25 protein-coding genes are annotated in these 23,664 nt (G+C 63.9%); 11 read left to right on the forward strand and 14 right to left on the reverse strand.

Annotated features, from left to right (window positions below):
• Positions 1–139: 139 nt before the first annotated feature.
• A complete protein-coding gene (locus ACFFNA_RS11795; RefSeq protein ID WP_111547757.1) occupies positions 140–1,516 on the forward strand; it encodes an adenylate/guanylate cyclase domain-containing protein in 1,377 nt (458 codons plus the stop codon).
• A gap of 80 nt (positions 1,517–1,596) precedes the next feature.
• On the opposite strand, the gene ACFFNA_RS11800 is transcribed toward ACFFNA_RS11795, so the two are convergent.
• The 3 genes from ACFFNA_RS11800 to ACFFNA_RS11810 are packed head-to-tail and all read right to left on the reverse strand — an operon-like array spanning position 1,597 to position 3,890.
• A complete protein-coding gene (locus tag ACFFNA_RS11800) occupies positions 1,597–2,424 on the reverse strand; it encodes a C40 family peptidase (protein WP_378918354.1) in 828 nt (275 codons plus the stop codon).
• A 51-nt stretch (positions 2,425–2,475) separates the two neighbouring features.
• On the reverse strand, positions 2,476–3,420 hold the full coding sequence (locus ACFFNA_RS11805; RefSeq protein WP_378918356.1) for a CHAD domain-containing protein: 945 nt from the start codon (positions 3,418–3,420) through the stop codon (positions 2,476–2,478).
• Positions 3,417–3,890: a CYTH domain-containing protein gene (locus ACFFNA_RS11810; protein ID WP_378918358.1), complete on the reverse strand. Its 474-nt coding sequence runs from the start codon at positions 3,888–3,890 to the stop codon at positions 3,417–3,419. Before ACFFNA_RS11810 ends, ACFFNA_RS11805 begins: the two co-directional genes overlap by 4 nt.
• 124 nt (positions 3,891–4,014) lie before the next feature.
• On the opposite strand from ACFFNA_RS11810, the gene ACFFNA_RS11815 reads away from it, so the two are divergent.
• Genes ACFFNA_RS11815 through ACFFNA_RS11830 form a run of 4 tightly spaced genes read left to right on the forward strand, consistent with a single transcriptional unit; the run spans position 4,015 to position 7,718 of the window.
• Positions 4,015–4,701, forward strand: coding sequence for a CerR family C-terminal domain-containing protein (locus ACFFNA_RS11815; RefSeq protein WP_378918360.1), 687 nt, complete (start codon positions 4,015–4,017; stop codon positions 4,699–4,701).
• Between the two features lie 13 nt (positions 4,702–4,714).
• Positions 4,715–5,668 carry an HlyD family secretion protein gene (locus ACFFNA_RS11820; RefSeq protein ID WP_378918362.1) on the forward strand — a complete coding sequence of 318 codons (954 nt, stop codon included), beginning with the start codon at positions 4,715–4,717 and terminating at the stop codon, positions 5,666–5,668.
• The gene (locus tag ACFFNA_RS11825) at positions 5,665–6,585 is read left to right on the forward strand and encodes an ABC transporter ATP-binding protein (protein ID WP_111547751.1); all 921 of its coding nucleotides are present in this window, start codon (positions 5,665–5,667) and stop codon (positions 6,583–6,585) included. The genes ACFFNA_RS11820 and ACFFNA_RS11825 overlap by 4 nt, the downstream gene beginning before the upstream one ends.
• Positions 6,582–7,718, forward strand: a complete 1,137-nt coding sequence (locus ACFFNA_RS11830) for an ABC transporter permease (RefSeq protein WP_378918364.1) — start codon at positions 6,582–6,584, stop codon at positions 7,716–7,718. Before ACFFNA_RS11825 ends, ACFFNA_RS11830 begins: the two co-directional genes overlap by 4 nt.
• Positions 7,719–8,095: 377 nt before the next feature.
• Here the strand turns inward: ACFFNA_RS11830 and ACFFNA_RS11835 are convergent, their stop codons facing one another.
• A complete protein-coding gene (locus tag ACFFNA_RS11835) occupies positions 8,096–9,073 on the reverse strand; it encodes a threonine/serine dehydratase family protein (RefSeq protein WP_378918369.1) in 978 nt (325 codons plus the stop codon).
• A 420-nt stretch (positions 9,074–9,493) separates the two neighbouring features.
• Positions 9,494–9,817 (reverse strand): hypothetical protein, encoded by a 324-nt coding sequence (locus ACFFNA_RS11840; RefSeq protein ID WP_111547779.1) that lies wholly within the window; start codon positions 9,815–9,817, stop codon positions 9,494–9,496.
• A gap of 176 nt (positions 9,818–9,993) precedes the next feature.
• Between ACFFNA_RS11840 and mbfA the strand changes: the two genes are divergently transcribed.
• Positions 9,994–10,977: an iron exporter MbfA gene (mbfA, locus tag ACFFNA_RS11845; RefSeq protein WP_111547748.1), complete on the forward strand. Its 984-nt coding sequence runs from the start codon at positions 9,994–9,996 to the stop codon at positions 10,975–10,977.
• Positions 10,978–11,013: 36 nt separating this feature from the next.
• Here the strand turns inward: mbfA and ACFFNA_RS11850 are convergent, their stop codons facing one another.
• The 3 genes from ACFFNA_RS11850 to ACFFNA_RS11860 all read right to left on the reverse strand — a co-directional run bounded on the left by ACFFNA_RS11850 (position 11,014) and on the right by ACFFNA_RS11860 (position 11,994).
• On the reverse strand, positions 11,014–11,358 hold the full coding sequence (locus ACFFNA_RS11850; RefSeq protein WP_378918372.1) for an antibiotic biosynthesis monooxygenase family protein: 345 nt from the start codon (positions 11,356–11,358) through the stop codon (positions 11,014–11,016).
• The gene (locus ACFFNA_RS11855) at positions 11,355–11,687 is read right to left on the reverse strand and encodes an NIPSNAP family protein (RefSeq protein WP_378918374.1); all 333 of its coding nucleotides are present in this window, start codon (positions 11,685–11,687) and stop codon (positions 11,355–11,357) included. Before ACFFNA_RS11855 ends, ACFFNA_RS11850 begins: the two co-directional genes overlap by 4 nt.
• Before the next feature lie 97 nt (positions 11,688–11,784).
• Positions 11,785–11,994 (reverse strand): DUF1127 domain-containing protein, encoded by a 210-nt coding sequence (locus ACFFNA_RS11860; protein WP_378918376.1) that lies wholly within the window; start codon positions 11,992–11,994, stop codon positions 11,785–11,787.
• Positions 11,995–12,062: 68 nt separating this feature from the next.
• On the opposite strand from ACFFNA_RS11860, the gene ACFFNA_RS11865 reads away from it, so the two are divergent.
• Positions 12,063–12,737: an ArsR/SmtB family transcription factor gene (locus ACFFNA_RS11865; RefSeq protein WP_378918378.1), complete on the forward strand. Its 675-nt coding sequence runs from the start codon at positions 12,063–12,065 to the stop codon at positions 12,735–12,737.
• 135 nt (positions 12,738–12,872) lie between these two features.
• On the opposite strand, the gene ligD is transcribed toward ACFFNA_RS11865, so the two are convergent.
• Entirely contained in the window at positions 12,873–15,383 is a 2,511-nt protein-coding gene (ligD, locus tag ACFFNA_RS11870) for a DNA ligase D (protein WP_378918380.1), read from the reverse strand.
• Between the two features lie 14 nt (positions 15,384–15,397).
• On the reverse strand, positions 15,398–16,270 hold the full coding sequence (ku, locus tag ACFFNA_RS11875) for a non-homologous end joining protein Ku (protein WP_378918382.1): 873 nt from the start codon (positions 16,268–16,270) through the stop codon (positions 15,398–15,400).
• A gap of 376 nt (positions 16,271–16,646) precedes the next feature.
• Here ku and ACFFNA_RS11880 point away from each other — a divergent pair, with 376 nt between their 5' ends.
• From ACFFNA_RS11880 to ACFFNA_RS11895, 4 genes are all read left to right on the forward strand, one after another.
• Positions 16,647–16,793, forward strand: a complete 147-nt coding sequence (locus tag ACFFNA_RS11880) for a hypothetical protein (RefSeq protein WP_111545360.1) — start codon at positions 16,647–16,649, stop codon at positions 16,791–16,793.
• A 179-nt stretch (positions 16,794–16,972) separates the two neighbouring features.
• A complete protein-coding gene (locus ACFFNA_RS11885) occupies positions 16,973–17,431 on the forward strand; it encodes a thiol-disulfide oxidoreductase DCC family protein (RefSeq protein WP_378918384.1) in 459 nt (152 codons plus the stop codon).
• Positions 17,432–17,692: 261 nt separating this feature from the next.
• Entirely contained in the window at positions 17,693–18,055 is a 363-nt protein-coding gene (locus tag ACFFNA_RS11890) for a YciI family protein (protein ID WP_378918386.1), read from the forward strand.
• Positions 18,052–19,299 (forward strand): RNA polymerase sigma factor, encoded by a 1,248-nt coding sequence (locus ACFFNA_RS11895; protein WP_167458523.1) that lies wholly within the window; start codon positions 18,052–18,054, stop codon positions 19,297–19,299. Before ACFFNA_RS11890 ends, ACFFNA_RS11895 begins: the two co-directional genes overlap by 4 nt.
• A gap of 20 nt (positions 19,300–19,319) precedes the next feature.
• On the opposite strand, the gene ACFFNA_RS11900 is transcribed toward ACFFNA_RS11895, so the two are convergent.
• From ACFFNA_RS11900 to ACFFNA_RS11915, 4 genes are all read right to left on the reverse strand, one after another.
• Positions 19,320–19,946, reverse strand: coding sequence for a glutathione S-transferase family protein (locus tag ACFFNA_RS11900; protein ID WP_378918388.1), 627 nt, complete (start codon positions 19,944–19,946; stop codon positions 19,320–19,322).
• A 332-nt stretch (positions 19,947–20,278) separates the two neighbouring features.
• Entirely contained in the window at positions 20,279–21,259 is a 981-nt protein-coding gene (gene cysK / locus ACFFNA_RS11905; protein ID WP_111545358.1) for a cysteine synthase A, read from the reverse strand.
• A 213-nt stretch (positions 21,260–21,472) separates the two neighbouring features.
• A complete protein-coding gene (locus tag ACFFNA_RS11910; protein WP_095083777.1) occupies positions 21,473–22,090 on the reverse strand; it encodes a LysE family translocator in 618 nt (205 codons plus the stop codon).
• 116 nt (positions 22,091–22,206) lie between these two features.
• Positions 22,207–23,577, reverse strand: a complete 1,371-nt coding sequence (locus tag ACFFNA_RS11915) for a PQQ-dependent sugar dehydrogenase (RefSeq protein ID WP_378918391.1) — start codon at positions 23,575–23,577, stop codon at positions 22,207–22,209.
• Positions 23,578–23,664: the final 87 nt, after the last annotated feature.

Consider the following 23,664-nt stretch of genomic DNA (forward strand, 5'->3'; position numbering starts at 1 on the left):
TCCGGACATTTTTGCTCTTTGCAGCCGCGTTTCAAAAATCAAATCACATTCATGATAGAGTTCGCGCACTGATTTGCCAGACTGTAGAGGGCGGGTTTGCCGAATGCGTGACACGTCCCCGTGAAATCGAAGTGATCCTATGCCGACCGCGCCAACACTTGAACTTCGCCGCTATTCGCGCCTGAAAAATTTGCGGGCGCGCGCAGAACGCCAGGGTGCTGCATTGCAGTTCTGGGCGCGTACGGCATCGCTCGCTGCGATCTCCTGCTTCTTTTCATTGATCAGTCGCTGGGATGCTTCGCTGCTCTTCGTGCTGGCGGGCCTCGTGCTGTTCCAGCTCGTCGGCCTGATCCAGTTTCTCTTTGCGCGCCGTCGCACGGCGCGATGGTGGATCGGTTACCTCGTCGGTACGCTGGACATCATTCTTTTAACCGTTCTGCTGGTAACGCCCAACCCATTTTCCCTGGAGGTCGCGCCGGCCGCGATGCAACTGCGCGAGGGCAGCTTCAAATTCCTGCTGATTTTCGTATGCCTTGGCGCGCTGACCCTTTCGACACGATTGGCGCTCTATCTCGGCGCGCTCGCTGCCTTGACATGGGCGATCGGGGTGGGATGGGTGATTTCTCATCCGGGAACCGTCATTCCGGCGACGAACCTCTATTCGCTGCCGATGACAGAGCAACTGAACCTCTATCTCAACCCCAATTTCGTCGATACATTTGCGCAGGCGACCAACGTGTTGGTTGTGCTGATTATCGGCGCGATCATGGCGCTGGTCGTCTTTCGTTCCCGACATCTGTCGGAAGACTATGTCAAGGCAGAGCGCGCCCGCGCCAATCTCGCCCGGCATTTTTCGCCCAATGTCGTCGACCAGCTCGCCACCGATGACGAGCCCTTCGGCCCGGTCCGCCGGCAGGATATCGCGGTGCTGTTCGCCGACATCGTCGGTTTCACACACTATTCCGAGGATCATCCGGCCGAAGCAGTGTTCGAACTTCTGCGTCAGTTCCACCGTCGTATGGAACAGGTCGTTTTCGACCACCATGGCACCGTCGATAACTATATCGGCGATTGCATCATGGCGACATTCGGGGTTCCGCAAGCCAGCCATGACGATGCGACTCGGGCCATCCAGTGCGCTGAAGCGATGGTCGCCGCTCTCGAAGACTGGAATGTACAGCGGGTGTCCAGGGGATACCCGCCGCTGGACGTTCGGATCGGTGCACAATATGGCGCAGTGGTCATCGGCGCGGTCGGCAGCGAGCGCAATCTGTCTTTCGCGGTGGTGGGCGACACCGTCAACGTCGCCAGCCGTTTGCAGTCGCTCTGCCGTGAGCTTCAGGCGAATATTTGCTTTGGGTCACGACTGATTGAGGCCGCGAAGGCGGAATCGCCCACGACACAGTTGAATGCGCGCGATCATGGACCGGTGAGCATCCGCGGCCGAGACGAACCGGTCCATGTCTGGGTCGAACACAGAGCCGAAAACCAGGGTGCTATTGCGGTTTCGGCATGATATAGGCCGCCATGTGAAACGCCTGCACCTCGGCTGGAGGCCGCGCCATAGGGGCATGTCCTGACCTAGGCCGAAAGCCATCACGTGTCTGAGGCGATTGCGCCAGCCTTTGCGGCTGCGGCGTCTGCGCTTGCCTTGTCGTCCCAGGTCACCGCCCGGTAGTCGAAACCATATTCCAGCGTCGGCTTGACGATGCGGAAATAGGGCGACAGGTCGAAATCGCGCGGCGTGTACAGCGAGTGGTGGCGGATGTGCAGGATTTCCTTGCGCGAATAGTTCGACTGCGCCGAAGCGCGGCCGGGCGCGCGGGTGATCTCAGGCAGGATCGGATAGCGGATCTGGCCATAGGCCTCGGCGATCAGCGAGGAACAGATGGCCCGTGTCGGGTCGCCGGAGCCGAACGCCAGCATGCGGCGGCGCCAGCGCACTGGTACAGGTGGCGTCGGCAGAAAAAAACGCAGCATGTCGAAAATGTTCTTGAGATCGTATTTCAGGCCGAGCTTGCCGATCATGAAGGCGACGACCTTGTCGCGGTCCTCCGGCGCCAGCCCGCTCGCCCGGCAGATGCGGGTGTTGTAGGTGCGATAGCGCGACAGCGGCACGGCGACGCAGCCATCGCCCATCGTGACCTCGATCAGGCGCGGCCGCTCCGTTCCGTCCTGCGGTTCGGGCAAGGCGTCGCCGATATAGAAGGCGGCATGCGACCAGGTCGACTGGGTCAGGTACTTGATCACCGCCGAGATTTTCTGGTTGCCCTCGATCAGCAGGATGTCGCCGGGCTCCAGCGTGCGGCGCAGCGTCTCGGCATCGGACGGTGTGTAGGGCTCGTAGCCGGAAGATTCTTCCTGCAGCCGGCCGGCGAGCCGGCGGCCAAGTCGATCCAGAAGCGTTTCGCCAAGCTCGGTCATGCCATATGGCGATTAACATATGCAGGCGGCTGGACGCTAGCCGCACGTCCGTCAGCTGGCGAGAGCTGCTGCATCTTCCGGCAATGGGGCGGCGGCCAGATCGTCGCGCGCCTTGCGGGCCAGTTTGCGTGTCGAGCGTTTGGGACTGTCGCCGAACAGCTCGGCCGCCTCGGCGAGACAGCTCTTCTTCAGCTGCTTCTCCGACCGCTTCAAAAGCTTGCCCAGGAGCTTGGTATCCTCGGGCGGTCCGAGCGGACGGTCATCGGCCTCGAGCAGGTCGCGCATGACGAACACATCGTGCAGGTCGCCCAGCCGCTCACCCAGTTCATCGACCGCCTTGCGCCTGACCTTGATCGGCGTCGGCCACAGCCTGCCGAGCAGCGACAGATGCATGCCGTGGGTCTTGGCCGCCTTGCGCAGATCGTGGAAATCATTGGCCGCGCCGCGCGATCCGGCCTTGTCGAGTGCCTTCCTGGCCCGCCGCAAGGTGACACGGGCGCCTTCGGCAAGCACGTCGGCGGCCTGTTCCGGCTGGTCGGGCAGAGCGAGTGTGTCGATCCGGTGCAGGCCTTCCTCGCAAGCGGCGGTCGCAGCAGCAATCGCCGCGTCGAGCCCGGTGCCTTCGTGCAATTCATGCTGGCGGGCAATCAGCCTGTCGCGCACCGCAGCCAGCCCATCGTCGGCGCTCTCCTTGGGAAAGCTTGCCGCCAGCCGGTCGATGGTCTCGATCAGCGCCGTCGCCTCGCGCGGCCCGGCAAGCAGGCCCGCCACGTTGCGGTAGCATTGGTTCTCTGTCTCGCAGAATGTTTCGTCACCGGAACGAACAAGGCGCAGCAAGGCTCGCGCGCTCTTCAGCCGCTTGCGGCATTTGTGCAGCCCCTGTTCCGGCCGGCTGCGCGCGGCGTCAAGATGGGCCAATGCCTTGCCGATCTCCTCGGCTAGGATACGCCTGACCTCGCCGGTCAGCGGCAGGCGCGGATCGATGCGAAAGCTCATGCGGCGATCTCCGGAATCCCCCCGAGGGCGAGCGACGCGTTGTAAAATTCAGACTCGCCGGTGACCTCGCGGCCGAGCCAGTCAGGCAGCATTTCGTCCGGCACGTCCTCCGGCGTCTCAAGTTCCGCGACCACAAGTCCCGCAAGCGGACCGCCAAAGACATCGACCTCATAGAGATAGCCGTGGTGCCTAACATGGTGGCGTGTCTTCTCTATGACACGTCCAAGGGCGAATGCCAGCATCTCCTTGGCCTCCGCCAGCGGGATCGGATATTCGAATTCGTCGCGCTCGCGCGCCCTGCTGCCGAATTTGAGCGTCAGCTTGGCGGAAGCGTCGTCGCTGATGCGGATGCGCAGGCTTCGACCGGCGGCCGAGGCAAGATAGAACTGGCGAATGCGGATATCCGCCTCGACCAGATCCCGCCATGCGGTGCCGGAGACCAGGAATTTGCGTTCGACTTCCTTGCCCATGGCCGCGCACTAAAGCGCGGCGGCCCGGATAAGGCAAGCGATCCCAGGTTGCCTTCGACCAAGTTCAACCTAGCCAGCATGGCCGACGCTTGACTTTAATCAATCGATTGATTAAATACCAAGTATGAGCAAGAGCCCGAACGCCTCACGCCGCGACATTTCTCCCGCCGACATGACGCGCGCTGCCCTTGTCCAGGCGGCGCTGAAACTGTTCGGACGGCAGGGTTTCGACGGCACCTCGACGCGCCAGATCGCAGCCGAGGCGCAAGCCAATATCGGCTCGATCGCCTATCATTTCGGCGGCAAGGAGGGCCTTCGCACTGCCGCTGCCGACTTTATCGTCGAGACCATCCAGACGGTTGCCGGCCAGGCGCTCGGCAATGTGCAGGCACCCGCGCCGGGACCGGCCAATCCGGAGGCGGCGCAAGCGCTGCTCTTCACGGCGCTGGAGCGCATGGTCGGCTTCGTTGTGGCCAGTCCGCAGGCCGGCGAGATCGTGCAGTTCGTGTTGCGCGAGCTTTCGCATCCGACGGCAGCGCTCGACCGCATCTATGACGGCGTGTTCGAGCCGACGCACCGCCGGCTGTGCCAGCTCTGGGAGCAGGCGACGGGGGAGCCGGCCGAAAGCGAGGCCACGAGGCTCACCGTGTTCACGCTGATCGGCCAGGTCATCTATTTCCGCATCGGCCGCGAGGCGGTGATGCGCCGCATGGGCTGGAAGGATATCGGCGCCGCCGAGGCGGCCAAGGTGGTGGCGGCCACATCGGGCAATCTCAAGGCCATATTGGCTGCCAGGAGAGCGCAAGGATGAAGGGGCAAAGACCATGAGCTTTCTGTGTTCGCTGCCGCTCGCCGCGCAGCTTTTCAGCGCCTGTGCGCCGGCAGCGCCGCTGGCCGTCGGCTATGTCGAGGGCGACTATGTGCTGCTGGCGCCGATCGAGGTGGCGCAGGTCGAGACCGTCACGGTCAAGCGCGGCGATCGTGTGGTGCCCGGCACGACCGTGGTGACGCTGGAAAGCGCCGATGCCAAGATCGCGGTCGCCCAGGCCGAGGCCGGCCTGGCCCAGGCGCAGGCGCAGTTGGCCGACCTGCAGATCGGCAAGCGCCCGGAAGAGATCGCGGTGCTCAAGGCGGAGGTCGACATGGCCAGCGCGCAGGCCGCCGACGCCAAGCGCAAATACGACCGCGCCGCCGATCTGTTCAAGCGCGGCGCCGGCACGCAGGCCGATTTCGACACCGCTTCCGCGACGCTGGAGACGGCCAACGCGCAGGTCGGCCAGGCCAATGCCAATCTCGCTGTCGGCGGCCTGCCGGCGCGCCCGGAGACGATCAAGGCCGCCGACAATCAGGTCAAGCAGGCGCAGGCGGAACTGGAGCAGGCGCAGTGGCGGCTGTCGAAGCGGGTGCTGGCGGCGCCGTCGCCGGGCCGCGTCAACGATGTCATCCGCAATCCGGGCGACACCGCCGGCCCGACTGCGCCGGTCATTTCGATCCTGCCCGACGGCGCGGTGAAGCTCAGCGTCTACATTCCGGAAGCCGCCTTCTCCTCGATCAAGGTGGGCACTTTGCTCGGCGTCCATTGTGACGGCTGCGGCCCGGAGGTGAAGGCGCGAGTCAGCTACGTCTCGCCGGATCCCGAGTTCACCCCGCCGGTGATCTATTCGCTCGAGAACCGACAGAAGCTGGTCTATCTGGTCGAGGCACGGCCGGAGGGCGACGCCGGCCCACTGCAGCCGGGCCAGATCGTCGATGTCGATCTCGCGGATGGCGGAAAATGAACGCCATCGACGTCCATGGCCTGGTCAAGCGGTTTGGTGACAAGACCGTCGTCGACCATGTGACGATGACGGTCGCCGAAGGCGAGATCGTCGGCTTTCTCGGCCCCAACGGTTCGGGCAAGACCACCACCATCCGCATCATGTGCGGCCTGCTGACGCCCGACGAGGGTGAGGGCACGGTGCTCGGCTTCAACATCCGCACCGACAGCCTGCGCATCAAGCGCGAAGTCGGCTACATGACGCAGAAATTCTCGTTCTACGAGGATCTGACGATCGGCGAGAATCTCGAATTCGTGGCGCGGCTTTACCGGTTGAAGCCGCTCAACGAGCATGTCGCGACAACGCTCGAAGACCTCGGCCTGACGTCGCGTCGCAACCAGCTGGCCGGCACCTTGTCGGGCGGCTGGAAGCAGCGGCTGGCGCTGGCCGCCTGCATCATGCACAAGCCGAAGCTGCTGCTGCTCGACGAGCCGACGGCCGGCGTCGATCCGAAGGCGCGGCGCGAATTCTGGGACGAGATCCATCGCCTCGCCAGCGGCGGACTGACCGTGCTGGTCTCCACCCACTATATGGACGAGGCCGAGCGCTGCCACCGCATCAGCTACATTTCCTACGGCAAGATGCTGGCCACCGGCACCGTTGCCGAGGTGGTGAAGAATGCCGGGCTGACCACTTTCGTCCTGCAGGGCCCACGCCTCGACCAGGTGGCTGAGGCGCTTCAGGGCCGCCCCGGTGTCGACCAGGTGGCGCCGTTCGGCGCGACGCTGCATGTCGTCGGCTCCGACAAGAAGAAGCTGGAGGCCGCGCTCGCCGATGTCGAGAAAGAGCACAAGGGCGTGAAGGTGGCGCCGGGCGAAACCAGCCTCGAGGACGTCTTCATCCAGTTCATGTCCGGCTCGAAGGACAACATGGCATGAACAGCGTCTTTTCCTTCGCCCGGCTCGGCGCGCTGCTGATCAAGGAGTTCATCCAGATGCGGCGCGACCGCATCACCTTCGCAATGATGCTCGGCGTGCCGCTGATGCAGCTTGTGCTGTTCGGCTACGCCATCAACAACGATCCCAAAAGCCTGCCGGCGGCACTGGTGGCGACCAGCAGCGATCCCTATACGCGCGCCATGATCTCGGCGCTGCAGACGACCGGCTATTACCGCTTCGACCATGTCTCGCAAAGTGCTGCCGATGCGGAATTCCTGATGTCGCGCGGCGATGTCGCCTTCGTCGTCACCATCCCCGCTGATTTCGCCCGGCGGGTCGAGCGCGGCGACAGCCCGCAGATCCTGATCGAGGCCGACGCCACCGACCCGGCCGTCGCCAGCGGCGCCATCTCGACGCTCGGCACCGTCGCCAGCCAGGCACTGCTCAGGGCGCGCGGCATGCAGGAGGCCGCCGCCGAGGCAGCCCTCGGGCAGCTCGAAGTGGTGGTGCACCGGCGCTACAATCCCGAAGGCATTTCGCAATACAACATCGTGCCCGGCCTGCTCGGTGTCATCCTGCAGATGACGATGGTGATGATGACCTCGATCGCGCTGACCCGTGAGACTGAGCGCGGCACGATGGAAAACCTTCTGGCGATGCCGTCCAGTCCGCTCGAGATCATGATGGGCAAGGTGCTGCCCTATCTGGCGGTCGGCGGGGTGCAGGTGGTGGTGGTGCTGGCGGCGGCGAAGCTTCTGTTCGCCATCCCCTTCACCGGCTCGATGTCGCTGCTCCTGACCGCCGTGCTGATCTTCGTGCTGGCGCTGGTGCTGCTCGGCTACACGATCTCGACCATCGCCCGCACGCAGATGCAGGCGCTGCAGCTCACCTTCTTCTTCTTCCTGCCATCGATCATGCTGTCCGGCTTCATGTTCCCCTATCGCGGCATGCCTGGTTGGGCGCAGGTCTTCGGCGAGATCCTGCCGCTGACGCATTTCCTGCGCATCATCCGCGCGGTGATGCTGAAGGGCGCCGAACTGCCGGCGGTGGCGACGGAGATCGGCTGGTTGGTGGTGTTCGTGGCGCTGTTTGCCGGCGTCGCGCTGGTGCGGTTCAGGCGGACGCTGGATTAAGGTCAAAACTTAATGAGCCGGAAGGCAAATGGCCGACGTGGACAGCCGACATTCGGTCACTAGGTCCAAACTTCTGTTCCAGCCGGGACATCGCGTTGCGCGACAGCGTCAAGGAGACAACCCCAACGAGGCTCCCTTAGACTGGGCGTTTGACGGATAAACTCTAGCGTCAATGTCGCTCTCATTTCTTCGCCGCGGGGGAGTATCAGCCTGACGGATAGCTGGCGAGGACCGTCATATTCAGAAAGGAGCGGCCCAGGGGTCACCAAAACGCCGCGTCCGGTAATTGTAAACACGTCCTCAATAGTAAACAGGTGCTCTGCCATTGCCTTACTCTACCCTGAGGAACGGCGCGCGATCCGGGACTGACCGCCGCCCTATGCCGCCGCCATGATCTCGGCATAGGTGCCGAAATCGACATTGCCGCCGGACAGCACCACGGCAACGCATTTGCCTGATAGCTCGATCTCGCCCGATGAAAGTGCCGCCAGCGCGACGCAGCCGCCTGGTTCGACCACCAGCTTGAGATAGGCCATGGCGTCGCGCATTGCCTGCGCCGTCGCCTTGTCGGAGACGGCGATGGCCCCGGCGAGGTTCCTGCGGTTGATTTCGAAGGTGATCACGCCCGGTTCGGCGGTCAGGATCGCATCGCAGATCGAACTGTAGCCCGGCTCGTTCGAAACCCTGGTGCCCGCGGCCAGCGAGCGGCGGGTGTCGTCGAAATTCTCGGGCTCCACCGCCCAGACCGCGGTGTCCGGCGAAGCGTCCTTTACGGCAACGGAAATGCCGCTCGACAAGCCGCCGCCGCCGCAAGGAATGACGACCGCGTCGAGGCTGACACCAAGCGCTTTCGCCTGGCGCATCAATTCGAGGCCGATCGTGCCCTGGCCGGCAATGATGGCCGGGTCGTCGAAGGGCGGCACCAGCACCATGCCTTTCTCGATGTAAGGGCGCACCACGGTCATGCGGTCGTCGCGAAAGCGATCGAACGGCACCACCTCCGCCCCCATCTTGCGGACATTGCCGATCTTCATTGCCGGTGCGTCGGCCGGCATGGCGATGACCGCCTTGACGCCGAACATCGCCGCCGACGCCGCGACGCCTTGTGCGTGGTTGCCCGACGAGAAGGCGACCACGCCACGGCTGCGCTCCTCTTCGCTCAGCGACGACAGCTTGTTGTAGGCGCCGCGGAACTTGAACGAGCCGGTGCGCTGCAGCGTCTCCGGCTTGAACAGGATGCGGGCGCCGAAGCGCTTGTTCAGTTCCTGCGATTCGATCAACGTCGTTTCGACGATCAGCCCCAAAAGCCGGGCTGCGGCGCGGTGGATGTCTTCTATGCCGGGAGGGGTGGTCATGGCGGATCCTGCGAAAATGTGATCCGACCATGGTGCACGGAAAGGGCCGCGCGACACCAACGAAAAAATGTGACGGTTACAAAGTTTGGCGAGTCATGAGTGAAAGATCACCACGGCCTCGGCTGTCGCGCCCCCCTCTGTCCTACCGGACATCTCCCCCACACGGGGGGAGATCGGCCGTCACGACCGCTTTCGCCGATCGCCAAGGTGGGAAGAAGGGAGCTGCTGGCGAAGCTGCCAATCTCCCCCCTCGTGGGGGAGATGTCCGGCAGGACAGGAGGGGGGCTCTGTCCCGCCGACGTCTCGCTCCGCTACTGCCGAGCGCCTCAGCCGGGGGCTCGCTGCCTGCGGCAGCTCCCCGGTTCGAGCCCTTTGAAAGGTCCACCGGACCTTTCAATTCGCCTGCGGCGAACCGTGCTCTCACCCCAACAACGCCCTCTGCCGCTTGGTGCCACCCAGCTTGCGCCAATTGTTAAATCGGTGCGTCGCGGCGGCGAAGGAGATTTTCATCTGCTGGGCGACCGAATAGCGCGACTTGCCTTCGTCGAACATGCGGTAGCAGCATTCGACGCCCTCTTCGGTCAACTTGCCGTCCGGAGCCTTGTTGTGCGGGTTGGCGGGATCGAATTTCTCGACCTGCTGTTCGACCAGGCCTTTCAGGCGCTGCAAATCGGCCTCGATGCTGGCGATGAGATCGAGAACGGGCTTGGGATCATAGTGGTGCGGGGGCTGTTTTGCCGTCATCTGCGGATTCCCTTTCTTGGCTTTGGCTCCCACATATAGGTGAACATTCACTGATAATGAAGAGGTGTGCCCCGCGCACAGGCTTCAACAATTCTTGACCGCGACCCAAGCGCGCAATTGACCTCTGGCACGCCAAACCATAGTTTAGAACAATTCTAAACTAGGGTGAATTCCTCATGCTTTCCCGTGTTTTCGGTTTCGGCCGCCGTCCTTTCGAATCGCTCTCCGAACAGGAGATCCTGGCGCTGGCCATTTCGTCCGAGGAAGATGACGGGCGCATCTACCGGGCCTACGCCGACGGACTGGCGGAAAACTTCCCGCAATCGGCAAAAGTGTTCGAGGAAATGGCCGAGGAAGAGGACGGTCATCGCGACGCGCTGATCGAGCTTTTCCGCAAGCGTTTCGGCGACCGCATTCCGCTGATCCGGCGCGAACATGTGAAAGGCTACTTCGAGCGCAAGCCCGACTGGCTGGTGAGACCGCTCGGCATCGAGCATGTGCGCAGCCAGGCCGAGGCGATGGAGCGGCGCGCCTATCTATTCTACGTCGAGGCGGCCAAGCGCACCACCGACGCCTCGACCCGAAAACTGCTCGACGATTTGGCGATAGCCGAGCAGGGCCATGAGACGCTGGCGCAGCGTCTGGAGCAAAAGCACGTGCCGGGCGAAGTGAAGGACGAAGAGGCCGTTGCCGAGCAGCGCCAGTTCATCCTTACCTATGTGCAGCCGGGGCTGGCCGGATTGATGGACGGATCGGTGTCGACGCTGGCGCCGATCTTTGCCGCCGCCTTTGCCACGCATGACACCTGGCAGACGCTCCTGGTCGGGCTTGCCGCCTCGATCGGCGCTGGTATTTCGATGGGTTTTACCGAGGTCGCGTCCGATGACGGCAAGCTGTCGGGCCGCGGCTCACCGGTCAAGCGCGGCCTCACCGTCGGCATCATGACGACGCTCGGCGGCCTCGGCCACGCGCTGCCCTATCTCATCCCGCAGTTCTGGACGGCGACCGCCGTCGCCGCGGTGGTGGTGTTCTTCGAATTGTGGGCCATCGCCTTCGTCCAGAACCGCTACATGCAGACGCCCTTCCTGCGCGCCGCCTTCCAGGTGGTGCTGGGCGGCGCGCTGGTGTTCGCGGCCGGCGTGCTGATCGGGAATGCTTAGCTTCTTCCTTCTCCCACAAGGGGAGAAGGAAGAACCTCACCCATCCACCGCCCGGCTATCCGCCGGCGCCTCGGCCCTCTCCGCCAGGCCGTAGTCACGCACGACATGGGCGATGCGCAGACGGTAGCCGGCAAAGATACCGCCACGGCCGGCCTTCTGCGCCTGCCGGTGTTCTTCGGTGTTGCGCCAGGCCTTGACCGCCTCCTCGTCGCGCCAGAACGACAGCGACAGGATGCGGTTCGGGTCGGCCAGGCTCTGGAAGCGCTCGATGGAGATGAACCCATCGATGCCGTCGAGCAGAGGGCGCAGGTCAGCAGCGATGCCGAGATAGGCATCGCGTTTGCCGGCTGCCGGCTCGACCTCGAAGATGACGGCGATCACGGCAGCACCAGTTTCGCGTGTGGGCCGGAAGCCAGTTTCAGGAACATGCGGTCCTCCTTGAGGATGAATTTTTCGCGGCGGGCGAACTCGTAGTTTGCCTTGCCGGCGGGGTCGGCGGCAAGCCGCGCGCGATAGGCTTCGTAGGCCGCCAGGCTGTCGATGTTGTAGGCGGCGTAGGCTGTCGTGGCCGAGCCCTCATGTGGTGCGAAATAGCCGATGAGGTCGGCACCGCAGCGCGGAATGGCCTGGCCCCAGTTGCGCGCATATTCCTCGAAGGCGACCTTGCCGAACGGGTCGATCTCGTAGCGGATGAAGCAGGTGATGGTCATGGTCGTCTCCTTGGTGGGTTGATTTCTTCTTGCGGGGACATTTCGAGCGGGGTCGAAGCATCCCCAGGGTCGATGTGCTAGGCATTTCCCTTGTGGATCATGCCTGCCAGAAGGATTTTGCGCATTCGCGGCGCACGTCTTCCGGCGTCAGGCCGAGATCGCGCAGCAGGTGGTCGTCGATCTCGGCGAGGTCGAGGCGCTGCAGATGGCGGTCATACCAGCGGGCCAGTTGCCGCGAGCGGATCCAGGTGACGAACGGGAACGATCGGCGGCTAGGGAATGGTGCGGAAGTGGAAGCGGTTGTCATCGTCGTCTCCTTGATCGGGTCGGAGAATAATGCTTATCTGACAAGAATGCTTCGATGAGGAACGAACTATGCGTGAAGGACCCGACATCGCCCGCATCGCCAGCCTGGTCGGCGACCCGGCGCGGGCAAACATGCTCAACGCGCTGATGGGCGGCACGGCATTGACGGCGAGCGAACTGGCGCTCGAGGCCGGCGTGTCGCTGCCGACGGCCAGCTCGCATCTGTCCAAGCTGATGGAGGGCGGGCTGTTGACGCTGGCGAGCCAGGGTCGGCATCGTTATTACGGCCTCGCCGGGCCGCAGGTGGCGGGCATGATCGAAGCCATCACCGGTGTCGCGGAAGCCGTTGGCCCAAAGCGCGTGCGGCCGGGTCCGCGCGACGGCGCGATGCGCGTGGCGCGTGTCTGTTACGACCACCTCGCCGGCGAGCAGGCGGTGGCGATGCTCGATCGTCTCGTCGAGAAGGAAATCCTGCTGCGTAACGACAAGGAGATCAGGCTCGGGCCGTCGGCGGCATCACATTTCGCGGCAATAGGCATCGATGTCGATGCCAAGCCGCGCCGGCCGGTCTGCCGCGCCTGCCTCGACTGGAGCGTGCGGCGTTCGCACCTCGCCGGCACGCTGGGCGCCGCCATTCTCGAAAAGATCCTTTTGGAAAAATGGGCGCGCCGCGAAAAGGACAGCCGCGCGGTCATTTTCTCGCCGCCGGGCAAGCAGGCTTTCGAGAGGGTGTTTTTGGGCTGAGAGGCCGGGGCTGATTTCGCGATGTTAGCGGGACAGCACCCCCTTGCGGGAGGAGATGTCCGGCAGGACAGAGGGGGGTGGGAAGGATCGCTACATCCGCCATTCGGCTGACGCTGGATCCGTCATCTTCGTCTCTTACCCCCGCTTCAGCACCTTCCCCTGCTTGAAGAAATCCGCCCACGGATCGGCTTCCGCCAGCTGCTTCAAGGTCGTCTTGTCGCCGATTGGAAAGGCGTTCGGCGCCAGCCCGGCTTCTATCTCGGCCCAGGTCACAGGCATCGACACGGTGGCGCCTTTCTTGGCGCGCGACGAATAGGGCGCGACCGTCGTCGAGCCCCGGCCATTGCGCAGATAGTCGACGAAGATCTTTCCGGTGCGCGCCTTCTTCGACAGCGTCGCCGTGTAGCGGTCGGGCGAGGCCTGTTCCAGCGCCTTGGCAAAATCATGGGCGAAGGTTTTGACCGCTTCCCAATCCGCCGATGGTTTCAGCGGTATCACGACGTGAAATCCTTTGCCGCCCGACGTCTTGACGAAATTCGGCAGCGACAGCTCGTCAAGTTTGCCTCTGATATCGAGTGCCGCTTCGCGCACCGCCTTCACGTCGACGCCTTCATCGGGGTCGAGATCGAAGACGATCTGGTCCGGCAGTTCCAGCGCATCGACGGTGCAGCCCCAGATGTGGATCTCGACCACGCCGTACTGGACCAGTGCGGCAACGCCGTCGAAATCGCGGATGAACAGGATCTCCTCGCCGTCGGTCGGGTCCTTCATCCGGGCGATCTTGTCGCTCATGCCGGCCGAGGCATGTTTCTGGAAAAAGCGCGGGCCGCCGACGCCGTCTGGCGCCCTGACCAGGCTGAGCGGCCGGTTGACGATGAACTGTTCCATGCGCGGCCACACCTGCGCGTAATGGTCGAGCAGGCCTTGCTTGGAGATCTTTTCCTCGGGCCACAGCAGCTTGTCGGGGTGGGAGAGTTTTACGCTGGTCGTCATCGCTCCGGCAGGTTTGCCAGCGCCGCTTGATGCCGGCTTCGCCTTGGCCGGGCTCTTGTCTGTCGATGCTTTGGGCCTTTCCTGCACGACTTCCTCCGCCGGCTTGTCCTCGCGCAACCCCTGGAACGAGGCATGGCGTATTATACGGTCCGATGTCCAGCTGCGGAACTCCACTTCGCCGACCAGTTCTGGCTTCACCCAGACCAGGCCCTTGCCTTTCGGCACGGCCTTGTCGAAGGGCGAATCCTCCGCCTTCAGCGCGTCGAGTTTTGTCTTGAGGTCGGTGGCGCCCTTGGCGGAGAAGCCGGTGCCGACGCGGCCGGCATAGTGCAGCCTGCCATCCTCGTGATAGCCGACCAGCAGCGATCGCAGTCCGCGCCCGGTTTTGTCCGACGCCAGATAGCCGCCGATGACGAATTCCTGCCGCGCGGTGCATTTCGACTTCACCCAGGACGGGCCGCGTCCGCTGCGATAGGGCGCATCGGCGCGTTTGGAGACGACGCCTTCCAGCCCCATGCGGCAGGCATGCTCCAGCATGATCTTGCCGGGCTCGGCAAAATGGTCGGAGAAACGGACTGCCGAATTCTCTGGCTGCTTGCCCAGCAGGTCCTGCAAGGCCTGCTTGCGCTCGACCAGCGGCTCGCCGCGCAAATCCTCGCCGTCGAGCCGCATCAGGTCGAAGACATAGTAGACGAAGCGATCTGTCCGCTTCGCCGACAGATCCGCCTGCAGCAGCGCGAAGGACGAAACACCGCTGTCGGCCAGCACGACGATCTCGCCATCGATGATGGCATCGCTGCATTTCAGCGCAGCGAGTTCCGCCGCGATCGCACCGCCAAACTTCTCCGTCCAGTCGAGGCCGGTGCGGGTCAGCAGCCGCACCTCGGTGCCGGCAATCTGGGCCTGCATGCGATAGCCGTCGAACTTCACCTCGTGCAGCCAGTCCTTGCCCGGCGGTGCATCCCGCTCCAGCGTGGCGAGCTGCGGCTCGACAAAATCGAGGCGCTTGCTGGCCTTCGCCTTGCCGGCGGCCGGCTTGTTGGAATGCCAGAGCTTCGGCTTCTCACCCCTGGCGGTCTTGCCCTCACCGACCTCCTCGATCGTCAGGCCGGACTTCACCGATTCCGGCGCCTCCTTCAGAATATCCTCGCCGGGACGCGCCGCGGCATCGTCCGACTTGATCAGCAGCCAGTTGTCGCGCTTTTCGCCCACGCGCGGCTTCAGCTGCACCAGATGCCAGAGCCCATGCAATTTATGGCCTTTGAGCTCGAAGCTGATATGGCCCTTCTTCATCGCCTTGGCCGGATCGATCTCGGGAACCCAGGTGCCCTCGTCCCAGACGATGACCGAGCCGCCGCCATATTCGCCCTTGGGAATGGTGCCCTCGAACGGCGCGTAGTCGATCGGATGGTCCTCGACATGCACGGCCAGCCGCTTTTCATGCGGGTCAAGGCTCGGGCCGCGCGTCACCGCCCAGCTCCACAGCACGCCGTCATGCTCCAGCCGAAGGTCGTAATGCAGCCGTGTCGCGGCATGCTTGTGGATGACGAAGATACCGCCCGCCTTGGCGTTCTTGCGGTGCGCGGCCTTGCCGGCCGGCTCGGCGGTCTTCTTGAAATCGCGCTTGGAGTGGTACTGTTCGAGGTTGGCCATGGCTTCCCCTGTCCTCAGGCCGACTTGCGCTTCGCAGCAACGGCTTTCGGCTTGGCGCCTTTGGCCGCCGGTTTGGCTTTCGCCGATGGGGAAGCCTTCGCTGAGCCGCCATCCGACGACAGGCTCTTCTTCAGCGCGTCGAACAGGTTGACGACATTGGAGGGTTTGGGTGCCGCCTTGGCCGTGGGCGCCTTCTTGCCGGCCTTCTTGGCGCGGATCAGCTCCAGCAGCGCGTCCTCGTATTTGTCGTCGAACTTCGAGGGATCGAACGTCGCCTTCTTCTTGTCGATGATAAGCTCGGCCAGATCGGTCATCTCCTGGTCGGTCTTCACCGACTTGATGTCGCCGAACACGCTGTCCGGCTGCCGCACCGTGTTGTCGTAGCGCAGCGTCGTCAGCACCATGCCCTTGCCGAGCGGTTCGATCACCACCGGGCGTTCGCGTTGATAGAGCACGATACGCGCCAGCCCGGCCATCTTCTTGCCGGCCATGGCATCGCGGATGACGGCGAACGCCTCCTCCGACACCTTGTCGGCCGGCGCGACATAGTAGGGCGTGTCGAGATAGATCTGCTCGATCGAGGATTTGTCGACGAAACCATCCAGCGCCATCGTGTGCGAGGACTCGATCTGCACCGCTTCGATCTCGTCCTCCTCGATATGGACGAAATCGTCCTTGTCGATTTCATAGCCCTTGATCTCGTCGCCGTCGCCGAGAGGCTTGCCGGTTTCGGCATCGACATAGATGCGCTTCACCGTGTTGCCGGTCTTGCGGTTCAGCACCCGGAACGAGACCTTCTCGGTGTGGGTGACGACATTGGTCAGCTCGACGGCACAGGTGACCAGCGACAGCTTCAGATAACCCTTCCAGGCAGGACGCGGCGCCATAATATCTTCCCTTCCAGAACCAGATGAAGGTGAGAACGGACAGACCCCGGTCCAGTTCCGCCATAGCGCGCTGATCGGGAGGACAAGGCGCCTGAGGCGTTGTGGCGGCAAGCACGGAAATTTCACGGGCGCGGCAAAAATTGAAACAGAACCGCACGCAGGCGACATTCAAACGAAACATATGTGATGCAAAAGTCACATTGGCCGAAATGTCGACGAACCACACGGAAAGACCCCGAATCAGCCGCATTCCGGCCATGAACCAAGGCCTTTTCGACCAGATATTAACATCGTGTTCACCGACTATTCACGCCTCGACGCTATGATGCCCGCAAATCGGAAGGGACATCCGAAAATCGGGACAGGGACAGGTAAAATGAACTTCCTCACGCACCTCATCGGCTATGCCGCCGCCATCCGCGAATTCGTTGCGCCGACCTATCGGCCGGAGCGCTACTACATGCGCGGCCCGGGCCCGGCCTGTGCACGTCGCGGCAATTCGCTCGGTGTGAGCGCGCACTGATCATGAGCTTCGAAAATCGCCATGACAGCCGGATCTGCAGGCCGGCCGCCGAATCCCGCGCCACCACCTATCGCGCCGAGCGTCCCGCTCTCGTCGACAGGCGGCGTGCGACATCGCCACGGCTTTGATGCCGCCTCCGGCTGGCTTAGTGTCATCAGACACAAGCAGCCGAGGCCCGCGTGACCGAGCTTTCCCATTCAAGTCGGCCCCATTCAAGTCGTCCCTCTGAACCCTTCGATCCCAGACATCCGCTGATCGTCTTCGATGGCGTCTGCGTGCTGTGCTCCGGTTTCGTGCGCATGGTGATCAAGCTCGACCGCCAAAGCCGCTTCCGCTTCGCCACCGCGCAGTCGCCGTTCGGCGAAGCGCTGTTCAGGCAACACGGGCTGCGCACGGATTCTTACGAAACCAATCTCGTCCTGGTCGACGCCGCCGCCTTCACGCGGCTCGACAGCTTCGTCGCCGTCATGGCGGAACTCGGCTGGCCGTGGCGGGCGGCCAAGGTTCTGTTGCTGCTGCCGCGCCCGCTCCGCAGCTGGCTCTACAACCGGATCGCCAAAAACCGCTACGCCCTGTTCGGCAGGAAGGACAGTTGCGACATTCCTCCTCCCGAGCTGCGGGAGCGGTTCCTTGGCTAAAAAGCGTGGCTCCGGGGGGAGCAGCGGATGAGGCTTCTCATTGGCGGCGGCTAAGGCGCCGCTGGTGGCCGCATCGTCCAATTGCTGGAGAACGAGCCGTCGCTGATGGCGAACGGTTGAGGGATCAGGAAACAGATGGCGGCTTGCGCAAGAAGCCATCGGAGCCGAAAGTTTTTTCCGCAACCTGTCGAAATCGGGCGATACCGCGCGACATACGTCTGGCTCGCAAGAACGCGGCCTTCGAAACCACGGGAGATGATCATGCAGTATCTGCTTCTTATCTATTCCAACGAAGCCGGAATGGCAGCCGCACCCAAGGAGGCGCTCACCCAGATGAGCGCCGCCTATGGCGCCTATACCGAAGCGATGAAGAAGGCCGGCGTGTTCGTTGGCGGTGAGCGATTGAGGCCGACAACAAACGCGACCTCCGTGCGGGTGGCCGCCGGCAAGACCAACGTGCTCGATGGTCCCTATGCCGACACCAAGGAACAGCTCGGCGGCTATTACATGATCGAAGTGCCCGACATGGACGCGGCGATTTCCTGGGCGGCGCGCTGCCCCGGCGCCGGCAGCGGCACAATGGAGGTGCGGCCGATCTGGCCGATGGCAGAATACGCTGCGTGACGGCTATCGGGTCAGATACTGCCCGGGCGGCTGCCGAGGCCGCCGCCCGGCAGAGCTACGGCAAGCTGGTCGCCTACCTCGCGGCGCGCACACGCGACGTGGCCGCCGCCGAGGATGCGCTGGCCGATGCCTTTGCTGCGGCGCTCGAACGCTGGCCGCGAACCGGCGTGCCCGAAAAGCCGGAAGCCTGGCTGCTGGCGGTGGCGCGGCGGCGGCGCGTCGATGCGGTGCGGCGGCGGCTGATCAGCGAGGCAGGCCGCGATCATCTCAAGCTGATCGCCGAGGAGGTGGAAGCTCGCATGACTGACGAAGACCTGCCCGACGAACGACTGCGGCTGATGTTTGCCTGCGCCCATCCGGCGATCGAGGCCGGCGTGCGCTCGCCGCTGATCCTGCAGACCGTCCTGGGCTTCGACGCGGCCACGATCGCTTCTGCTTTCCTGGTCTCGCCGGCAACCATGGGCCAGCGCCTGGTGCGCGCCAAGACCCGCATCCGTGAAACCGGCATTCCGTTCCGCGTGCCGGAGCGGGCCGAACTCGGCGAGCGGCTGGACGCGGTGCTGGAAGCGATCTACGCCGCCTTCGCCGAAGGCTGGTCCGATCCGGCCGGCACCGAAACGCAGCGCCGCAATCTGGCGACCGAAGGCATCTGGCTCGGCCGGCTGGTGGCTTCGCTGATGCCGGATGAGCCGGAGGCGCTCGGCCTGCTTTCACTGATGCTGTTTGCCGAGGCACGCCGCCCGGCGCGCCGTGATGCGGCCGGAGATTATGTGCCGCTGGCCGAGCAGAAGTGTGCGGACTGGGACGCCGCCTTGATCGACGAGGCGGAATCCCTGCTCCGCCGCGCCGCCACCATGGGCGTCATCGGCCGTTACCAGCTCGAAGCAGCCGTACAATCCGTCCATGCGGCGCGACGGCTGACCGGCCTGACCGACTGGGCCGCGATCCGTAATTTCTACGATGCGCTGTCAGTCATCGCCGGATCGCCGGTGGTGGCGATCAACCGCGCGATAGCGATCGCGGAGGCTGAGGGCGCTGTGGCGGGGCTGGCGGCTCTTTATGTGCTGGGCGACGACAAGCGGCTCAACGACTATCAGCCTTATTGGGCGGCGCGTGCCGGTCTCCTAGCCAGGCTCGGTCAGGTGCCGCAGGCGATCGAGGCCTATGACCGGGCGATCGGCCTTGAGCGCGACCTGGCGGTGCGCCGCTTCCTGCAGGGAAAACGGGCAGCCCTCAGACATTAAGCCTCGCCGTCGGCAGTCATTCAGGCCGGCCACATCTCATGTGACGTGTTGAGCGTCTTCATCAGCGGATGGTCGCGCAACCCGGCCCACAAACGTTCCACATTCGGCCACGCCGCCCGCGCCCTGTCTGCGTCGGGGTGCCAGGCCACCAGCATGACGAGATAGATGTCGGCCACCGACATCATGTCGCCGACCAGCCAGTCACGGCCCTCGAGAGCGGTGTCGAGAACGGCGAAGCCGCGATCCATCTCGGCAATCGCTGCCTGCTTGACGGCCTTCGTGCCATCGGCGTCGGTCGTGTAGCGATGGGCGTAGTACAGCCGCAGGATTGCCGGATAGAGCACCGACGACATGAAGGCCATCCAGCGCAGGAAGTCGATGCGGGCCGGCGCGTCGATAGCCGGCGCCAGGCCGGCATTGGGGTGACGCTCGGCAAGCAGGATACAGATCGCCGCCGATTCGGTCATCGAGCGGCCGTCCGGCAAGGTCAGTACCGGAACCTGGTTCAAGGGACTGATGTCGAGGAACGCCGGATCGGGCCGGTCCGTCTTCGGCACGTCGATCTGCTCGAACGGCGCGTTCGCCAGCGCCAGCGCTGCCTCGACGACAAAACCGCCGCTGCCCGGACGGGTGTAGAGCTTGTACATGAAAATTCTCCCCCGACCCGCGCAAAGCAGGCCGGTGGCGATATGAACCGGAAGCAGGGTTCGGCTCAAGCCGGCGGCGGCCGCCACGGGCAGTTTTTTCAGCGGGCCAGGCCGAAACGTTGGTGCAAAACTTTTGAAGCCGGAGGGACAGCGCCCCCCTCTGTCCTGCCGGACATCTCCCCCTCAAGTGGGGAGATTGGCAGCTTCGTCGTCTCGCTCACCTTACAGCGTCGACGGTTCGCGAAAGCGGTCGAGCGCGCAATCTCCCCCCTCGAGGGGGAGATGCCCGGCAGGGCAGAGGGGGGTGGGAAGGATCGCGACGAATCTATCCCCTAAGCCCCCAACCCCTCAAACAGGATCGTCGACAGATAGCGTTCGGCGAAGGACGGGATGATCACCACCAGGTTCTTGCCCTTGTTCTCCGGCCGCGAGCCGACGACGATCGCCGCTTGTAGCGCCGCGCCCGACGAGATGCCGACCGGCACGCCCTCGAGGCGGGCGACGAGGCGCGCATTGGCGACCGAATCCTCGTTCGAGACCTTGACGATCTCGTCATAGATCGTGGTGTCGAGGATTTTTGGTGCGAAGCCGGCGCCGATGCCCTGGATCTTGTGCGGGCCGGGCTGGCCACCCGACAGCACCGGTGAGGATTCCGGCTCGACGGCGACGACATGCACCGAGGGCTTGCGCTTCTTCAGCACCTGGCCGACGCCGGTGATGGTGCCGCCGGTGCCGATGCCGGCGACGAAGATATCGACCTCGCCATGCGTATCGTTCCAGATTTCCTCGGCCGTCGTCGTGCGATGGATTTCCGGATTGGCCGGGTTTTCGAACTGCTGCGGGATGATCGCATTGGGGATCGTCGCCGCCAGCTCGTCGGCCTTGGCGATGGCGCCCTTCATGCCTTTCGGACCTTCGGTCAGCACCAGCTCGGCGCCGAGCAGCGCCAGCATTTTCCTGCGCTCGATCGACATCGTTTCCGGCATCGTCAGGATCAGCTTGTAGCCCTTGGCGGCAGCGGCGAAGGCAAGCGCGATGCCGGTGTTGCCGGACGTCGGTTCGATCAGCGTGGTCTTGCCGGGAGAAATCTTGCCGGCTGCCTCCAGCGCCTCGATCATCGCCACGCCGATGCGATCCTTGACCGAGGCGATCGGATTGAAGAATTCGAGCTTGGCGATGAGATTGGCGACGATGCCCTTTTCCTTGGCGAATTTGTCGAGCCGCACCAGCGGCGTGTCGCCGATCGTGTCGGTGATGGAATCGTAGACGCGGCCGCGGCCGGGCACGCGGGCAGGGGTGACGGGCTTGTTCATTGGTTTCGCTCCCAGAACTTCAGGCAGTGAGAATTTCAGGCAAGTGGAGGACTTCAGGCAAATGGCATTGCAGCCGGCAAGATAGGACCTTCGGTCGCGCAAGATAGACTGTCGGCCGAAAATATCGAGTGGGACCCGTGTCTAAAACATCGGGCTCCCGGAAAAGCATTTCCCGGAAAAGCCTGTCCCTGGAACGATTTGGCCGAAAGGGGCCTACTGACGGGCGGCAATCGCCGCCGCGGCGCCGACCATGAAGCCGGCGGCGGTGCGGTTCAGCGCCTTGAGCGCGCGCGGCGACTTCAGGAACCAGCGCGCCTTGGCCGCCAGCGCCAGATAGGGCACCAGCACCACCAAAAGCACGACGATCGTCAGCGCGACGAGAATGCCGTAATCGGCCAGCGTGATCGTCTTCAGGTCGACAATGGTCGGCGTGATGGCGAGGTAGAAGATCATCGTCTTTGGATTGCCGAGCGTGACGGTGAGGCCGGCGAGGAAGCTCGAAACCAGCCCGCCCTTGCCCTTCTTCGCCTCGACCGTTTCGGGCGTGATGCCGCTGGTCCAGAAGCGCCAGCCGAGGAAGGCGAGATAGGCGACACCGAGCCATTTGATGGCGAGAAACACCATGCCGAAGGTCTGCGCGACGAAGGCGAGGCCCAGCACCACGGCAGTCAGATAGGTGAGGTCGCCGAGCATCAGGCCAAAGGACATGGCCAACGACGAGCGGAAGCCGGAGCCGAGCGCCCGCGCGACAAGCGCGGTGACGCCGGGGCCGGGAATGGCGGCGGCGATGCCGAGAGCGGCACTGTAGGCGAGGAAGCCGGTAAGGGTCATGGGTGCGGCCTTGCGCGCGACGCTGTTGAGACGGCGCCTTATGACACAAGGTCAGCTACGCGTGAATTCCCTGAAACCGGATTCGATTGCACCACGCCGGTGGTATGACCACGCCGTCAGGAACGGCCGCCACTATAGGTGACGCGCCAGATGGTGCCGTTGCCGTCCTCGGTCACGATCAGCGCACCGTCGCGGGCCACCGCCACCCCGACCGGTCGTCCCCACACCTCGCCGTTGGAGACGACGAAGCCGGTGATGAAGTCCTCGTACTCGCCGGTCGGCTTGCCGTCCCTGAACAGCAATCTCACCACCTTGTACCCGGTCCTGTTGCCGCGGTTCCATGAACCGTGCAAAGCGACGAAGGCGTCGCCCTTGTATTCCGCCGGAAAGCCGGAACCGGTGGGCACGTCCTTTCCATCGTAGAAGGCGATGTTGAGCGGCGCCGAGTGTGCCTGCATCAGCACATCGGGAATGGTCGCCTTGCCGGCAAGATCGGGGCGTTCGCCCTTGTGGCGCGGATCCTGATTGTTGCCGATATAGTACCAGGGCCAGCCATAGAAGCCGCCGTCCTTGACCACAGTCGCATATTCGGACGGCACATTGTCGCCGAGCGCATCGCGCTCGTTGACGACGCACCACAACGCCCCGGTCGCCGGCTGAACGGTCATGCCCGAACAGTTGCGCAAGCCGGTGGCGACGATGCGGCCATTCTTGCCATCTGGGTCGAAAGCCCGCACGTCGGCGCGGCCGTCCTCCGAGCCCCATGTGGCGCCCAGCGGCTTGGACTTGGCCCAGGCGTCGAGGCCACCTTCCGGCTCCTTTGCCATATCCTCGGCGACGTTCGATCCGGAGCCGACCGACAGATAGAGCGTCTTGCCATCCGGCGAGAAAACGATGTCGCGCGTCCAGTGATGGTTGGCAGGGATGCTGTCGACGACAGTTTCCGGATCACTGGCGGCCTTCAGGTCACCATTGCGGTAGGCAAAGCGCACGATACTGTCGCTGTTGGCGACATAGACCCATTGCGGGTCATTGCCCGGCGGATAGAAGGCAATCCCGTAAGGCTGGTTGAGATTGCCGGCAAAGATGCCGTCCTTCGCCGGCTTCGCGCTGCCTTCGGTCAGGCGATAGACGCGAATCTGGTTGGCGTCGCTGTTGGCGATGAACAGGTCGCCATTCGGCGCGATGCGCACGACGCGCGGATTGTCGATGCCCGAAGCGATCAGCTCGGCGGAAAAGCCCGGTGGCAGTTTCGGCTCGGCGTCCGCCGGCCTGTCGGCTAGGCCGGCGCTGTTCGAGGCGGATTTGGTGACGTAAGGCCTTGGCAGGTCTTGCGGCTTGATCAGGCGGCGTACGCCTGGCCTGTCGGCACGCCAGTCGCCGAAGGCGGCCGCACCTTTCAGCAACGGCTGCTCCGCCTGCTGGGCAAATGCCGAGGTCGTGAGAAACAGTGCGGCGGGAAACGCCAGCCAAGCCAACCGGATCATTCTGTCCTCCACCCTGGTCGCAGAGACAGGTTGCGAGAGAACAAACGGGCGGTTTCGTCGATCGTTCCGCGACACACGATGAGTTGA

It is taken from the genome of Mesorhizobium kowhaii (genome assembly GCF_042431665.1).
GTDB lineage: Bacteria > Pseudomonadota > Alphaproteobacteria > Rhizobiales > Rhizobiaceae > Mesorhizobium > Mesorhizobium kowhaii.

Bases quoted from the DNA above. Each gene is read 5' to 3' on its own strand.
- ACFFNA_RS11795 (WP_111547757.1), top strand. From the start codon at position 140: ATGCCGACCGCGCCAACACTTGAACTTCGCCGCTATTCGCGCCTGAAA.
- ACFFNA_RS11800 (WP_378918354.1), bottom strand. From the start codon at position 2,424: ATGACCGAGCTTGGCGAAACGCTTCTGGATCGACTTGGCCGCCGGCTC.
- ACFFNA_RS11805 (WP_378918356.1), bottom strand. From the start codon at position 3,420: ATGAGCTTTCGCATCGATCCGCGCCTGCCGCTGACCGGCGAGGTCAGG.
- ACFFNA_RS11810 (WP_378918358.1), bottom strand. From the start codon at position 3,890: ATGGGCAAGGAAGTCGAACGCAAATTCCTGGTCTCCGGCACCGCATGG.
- ACFFNA_RS11815 (WP_378918360.1), top strand. From the start codon at position 4,015: ATGAGCAAGAGCCCGAACGCCTCACGCCGCGACATTTCTCCCGCCGAC.
- ACFFNA_RS11820 (WP_378918362.1), top strand. From the start codon at position 4,715: ATGAGCTTTCTGTGTTCGCTGCCGCTCGCCGCGCAGCTTTTCAGCGCC.
- ACFFNA_RS11825 (WP_111547751.1), top strand. From the start codon at position 5,665: ATGAACGCCATCGACGTCCATGGCCTGGTCAAGCGGTTTGGTGACAAG.
- ACFFNA_RS11830 (WP_378918364.1), top strand. From the start codon at position 6,582: ATGAACAGCGTCTTTTCCTTCGCCCGGCTCGGCGCGCTGCTGATCAAG.
- ACFFNA_RS11835 (WP_378918369.1), bottom strand. From the start codon at position 9,073: ATGACCACCCCTCCCGGCATAGAAGACATCCACCGCGCCGCAGCCCGG.
- ACFFNA_RS11840 (WP_111547779.1), bottom strand. From the start codon at position 9,817: ATGACGGCAAAACAGCCCCCGCACCACTATGATCCCAAGCCCGTTCTC.
- mbfA (WP_111547748.1), top strand. From the start codon at position 9,994: ATGCTTTCCCGTGTTTTCGGTTTCGGCCGCCGTCCTTTCGAATCGCTC.
- ACFFNA_RS11855 (WP_378918374.1), bottom strand. From the start codon at position 11,687: ATGACCATCACCTGCTTCATCCGCTACGAGATCGACCCGTTCGGCAAG.
- ACFFNA_RS11860 (WP_378918376.1), bottom strand. From the start codon at position 11,994: ATGACAACCGCTTCCACTTCCGCACCATTCCCTAGCCGCCGATCGTTC.
- ACFFNA_RS11865 (WP_378918378.1), top strand. From the start codon at position 12,063: ATGCGTGAAGGACCCGACATCGCCCGCATCGCCAGCCTGGTCGGCGAC.
- ligD (WP_378918380.1), bottom strand. From the start codon at position 15,383: ATGGCCAACCTCGAACAGTACCACTCCAAGCGCGATTTCAAGAAGACC.
- ku (WP_378918382.1), bottom strand. From the start codon at position 16,270: ATGGCGCCGCGTCCTGCCTGGAAGGGTTATCTGAAGCTGTCGCTGGTC.
- ACFFNA_RS11880 (WP_111545360.1), top strand. From the start codon at position 16,647: ATGAACTTCCTCACGCACCTCATCGGCTATGCCGCCGCCATCCGCGAA.
- ACFFNA_RS11890 (WP_378918386.1), top strand. From the start codon at position 17,693: ATGCAGTATCTGCTTCTTATCTATTCCAACGAAGCCGGAATGGCAGCC.
- ACFFNA_RS11900 (WP_378918388.1), bottom strand. From the start codon at position 19,946: ATGTACAAGCTCTACACCCGTCCGGGCAGCGGCGGTTTTGTCGTCGAG.
- cysK (WP_111545358.1), bottom strand. From the start codon at position 21,259: ATGAACAAGCCCGTCACCCCTGCCCGCGTGCCCGGCCGCGGCCGCGTC.
- ACFFNA_RS11910 (WP_095083777.1), bottom strand. From the start codon at position 22,090: ATGACCCTTACCGGCTTCCTCGCCTACAGTGCCGCTCTCGGCATCGCC.
- ACFFNA_RS11915 (WP_378918391.1), bottom strand. From the start codon at position 23,577: ATGATCCGGTTGGCTTGGCTGGCGTTTCCCGCCGCACTGTTTCTCACG.